Raw genomic sequence first — 3,874 nt, forward strand, 5'->3', positions numbered from 1 at the left:
AGTCCAACGCGGCCGAGCCACCCTTAACCAGATCAAATCGCAGACGGACCACTAGAGCCGGCCCTCGCGGCGCAGCAGATCCTGCGCGCTCATTCCGCCGCCGCGCCGCTTGGGGTCGTCGCGGGTGTTGAGCTTCTCGGTCGCATCCTGATCGCGCTGATCGCGCTGGCGTGGAACCGGCATCCCCGTGGTCGGATCGGCACCCCCGGCGTTGGGATTACGCGGTGCGTTGAACGCCGTCGTCGGTGGCGCGCCGCCCCCGCCTTGGCGGGACTGCGGCATGGCGCGGGTGGCATCGGCTGACGGCCGCGGTGGTGGCGGCGGTGGTGGGGCTTTCTTGGCGGGCCCGTTCGCCGGACCGCTGGCCGGTCCGTTCGCCGGGCCGCCGCGCAGTGCGCCCAGCCAGGATTCGATCTCACGTTCCTCGCGCGCCTGCGGCGGTGGCGGCGGGGCCGGGCGGCCCGCGGGCCGCGGCACCCGTTCGGTCGGCGGGGCGGACGGATCGGCCGGGGGATTATCGGAGTGGCCGGTCGCGCTGCTGACCGCATTGTTCACCGCGTTGCGGACGGCGTTGCGGGCCATCGCGAATCGGGTGGTGGCCGGCTCCTGATCGGGCTGCGCGGGCCGCTGTTGCGGCGGCGGGATGCGCACGGTGCCCGCGGCCGACGGTGCATTGGTCCGCTGCGGCAGCGCACGCTGTTCGACGGCCGGGTGGGTCGGATCGTGCGGCCGCGGCGGTGGCGGCGCGCCCGCACCCACCAGGGCGCGTTCATCGTCGGCGGGCTCACGCAGGGTCGGCCGCTTGCGTTCGTCGGGCAGCTCGGTCTCACCGAGGCCGAGGCGTTCCTGGATGCGCTTCATCCAGTGCGGGGCCCACCAGCAGTCGTCGCCGAGCAGCTTCATGATCGCGGGCACCAGGAACATCCGGATGATCGTCGCGTCCAGCAACAGGGCGATCAGCAGGCCGAAGGCCAGGTATTTCATCATCACCAGGTCGGAGAACGCGAACGCACCGGCGACCACCGCCAGCACCAGGGCGGCACCGGTGATGAGGCGACCGGTGGTGGCGGTACCGATCCGGATGGCTTCCGCGGTGGACATACCGCGTTCGCGGGCCTCCACCATGCGGGACACCAGGAACACCTCGTAGTCGGTGGACAGACCCCAGATCACCGCGATGATCAACCCGATCATCGGTGCCATCAGCGGCTGTGGCGTGTAGTTCAGCAACCCGGACCCGTGACCGTCGACGAACATCCAGGTCAGGATGCCCATCGTCGAACCGAGCGTGAGCGCACTCATCAGCGCGGCCTTGACCGGCAGCACGATCGATCCGAAGGCCAGGAACATCAGCACCGTCGTGGTGATGACCAGGATCGTCACCATCAGCGGCAGCCTGGAGAACAGGCTGTGGATCGAATCCTGCTCCAGCGCGGGGGTACCGCCGACGTAGACGGAGACGCCGCGGGGTGGCTGCAGTTCCCGCAGCCCGCCGATGTTCGTCGCCGCGTCGCCGCGGTTCTCCAGACCGTTCTGGATCACCCGCACGGACGGGTCCTTGGACCCGCTGTCGTTGGCCGGGCGTTCCTTCCACATGGCTTCCGGGTCGTTGTCCGGATCGGTGAAACCGGGAACGGTCAGGGCCTTGGCCCGCATATCGGCGATCTGGGAGTCGGTGACCGGCTCACCGTCGTCGCGCTTCATCACCAGGGTGATCTGTTCGGTGCGGAAGCCGGGGAAGATCTTGTCGAACTCCTCCTGGGACTGGCGCACCGCATTGTCCGGCGGCAGATACTTCTCGCTGATACCGGCGAGCGTGAGTGAGCCGATCGGGATGACGAGCAGCGTCATCACGATCAGGATCGGCGTGGCGAAGGCGATCGGCCGCTTCATCACGATATTGACCAGCCGGCCCCAGAACCCGTGTTCGACCTCCTCGCGGGTCTTGGTCTTCTGGGTTTTCTCGGCGAACCAGTCGATGATCCGGCGCGAGAACGGCCAGTTGGCCAGGAACGGCACCCGCAGCAGCGTGCGCACGCCGAGCGCATCGACGTTGGCGCCCAGGATGGCCAGGGTCGCGGGAAGCACCGTGATCGACAGGAACGCGGCGAGCATGACCGACGCGATGATGGCGTAGGTGATCGACTGCAGGAACCCGAGCGGTATCAGCAGCAGCGGCAGCGAGGACGCCACGATGATCACCGCGGAGAACGCCACCGTCCGGCCCGAGGTCATCACCGATCTTCGTACCGCGGCCTCCACGGAATAACCCTCCGCGAGTTCCTCGCGGAAGCGGCTCACGATGAACAGGCCGTAGTCGATGGCGATACCGAAGCCCATCATCGTGACCACCGGCTGAGCGAAGAAGTGCACCGGTCCGAACTCGGCGGTGAGCCGTAGAATGCCCAGCGCACCGGCGATGGTGAGGCCACCGATGATGGCTGGCAGTGCCGCGGCGACCGCACCGCCGAAAACGAAGAACAGCACCACGGCGACCAGCGGGACGATGGCGATCTCGGCGCGCTTCTGGTCCGTGCCGATGGTTCCGGTCAGCTCGCTGGCCAGTGGGTTGAGCCCGGCGAGCTGGATGTCACCGCCGTTGACCTTTTGCAGGTCGGGTTCGGCGGCCTGATAGCTCTTGAGGATCTGGTCGTCGTCGTCACCCTTGAGCGGAACGCTGACAAAGGTGTGGCGCAGATCCTCGGTCTTCATCTGGCTGACGGTCGGATCGGTGGTGTCGGGGGCCTTGAGCCAGCCCACCCAGCCCTGAACGGAATCCTCGTGGTCCTTGACCACCTGATCCAGTTCGCCGATGACCTCTTTCTGCCAGGCCTTGTCGGTGACCTTCTTGTCATCCGGTGGTGTGAGGATGGCGACCACGTGGCTGGTCCGGTCACGCCCGTACACCTCGTCGCCGATTAGCGACGCCTGAACCGACTCACTGCCCTCGTCGTAGAAACCGCTCTGCGTGACATGGTCTCCCAGGCTGATCCCGTAGACGCCGCCGCCGAGGCAAAGCGCCACCATGACACCGATGACGATGTACCTGAGTCGGTACACCGTTCGACCCCACCAGGCGAACACTTACGCTCCTAACTGAAAAAATTTGTGGTGACCCGCATTGTGCTTCTACGGTCATTTGCAGTTGTTACACACGCGAGGTCAGCAGCGATGACAGCGGCCGGAACGGCTGCAGCCATGCGCCCTGCTCGGGCAGCGAGTCCAGGCCGATCCGTGGCAGCGGTTCCCGGAAAACACCAGGAATGTCCTCCAGATCGACAAACTCCAAGGTATCCGACGCTAGCGCCCAGCTTGCATGTTCGCGAAATCCAAGCACCTGCACGGGCGTGCCTTCGCGGGCAATGTCCTCCAGTGGTTGCCGGAACGCCTGTCCGTCCGCCGAGGCCACCAGCACCGCTGCCAGTCCCTCGCCACGGCGCAGCGCGATGTGGTCGAGCATGTCGCTGTCGACGTCGCTGTCGTCATCGATTTTCGGTTTTGCGAAAACGGCGAATCCCACGTTACGCAACGCTTCCACCCACGGCCGAACCACATCGGCGCTACCTGGGGCGATGTTGGTGAATACGGTGGCCTCGGGCTCCAATGTGAGGTCGGCGTCGCCGCCCGCCGCCGCCGAGAGATCGGCGGTGTAGGTGAGCAGCCAGCGGCCCAGCGCATCGAAACGGGGCCGGTGCGCGGCCGTCGGGCGGCCGCCCAGGATCGAGCCCAATCCCATGTCCAGATTGGGGGCGTCCCACACCAGCAGCACCCGGCGGACCCCGGCGGCCGGTGCGGTCGCCGGGGCGTCGTGCTGGACGTCCGGTTCGATGTCGGGCGCGCCACCCCGGCCAGCGCGGAGCCGCGCCCGCGGGCC

Annotated in this window: 2 protein-coding genes; both read right to left on the reverse strand. The window is 67.2% G+C overall.

The window, feature by feature from the left end; all coding sequences use genetic code 11:
• Window positions 1–51: 51 nt before the first annotated feature.
• Window positions 52–3,084, reverse strand: coding sequence for an MMPL family transporter (locus tag ACWDTP_RS37815; protein WP_450028336.1), 3,033 nt, complete (start codon window positions 3,082–3,084; stop codon window positions 52–54).
• Between the two features lie 64 nt (window positions 3,085–3,148).
• Window positions 3,149–3,829, reverse strand: coding sequence for an NYN domain-containing protein (locus tag ACWDTP_RS37820; RefSeq protein WP_450028337.1), 681 nt, complete (start codon window positions 3,827–3,829; stop codon window positions 3,149–3,151).
• Window positions 3,830–3,874 lie beyond the last annotated feature (45 nt).

The sequence above is a fragment of the Mycobacterium sp. NPDC003449 genome (assembly GCF_053588415.1).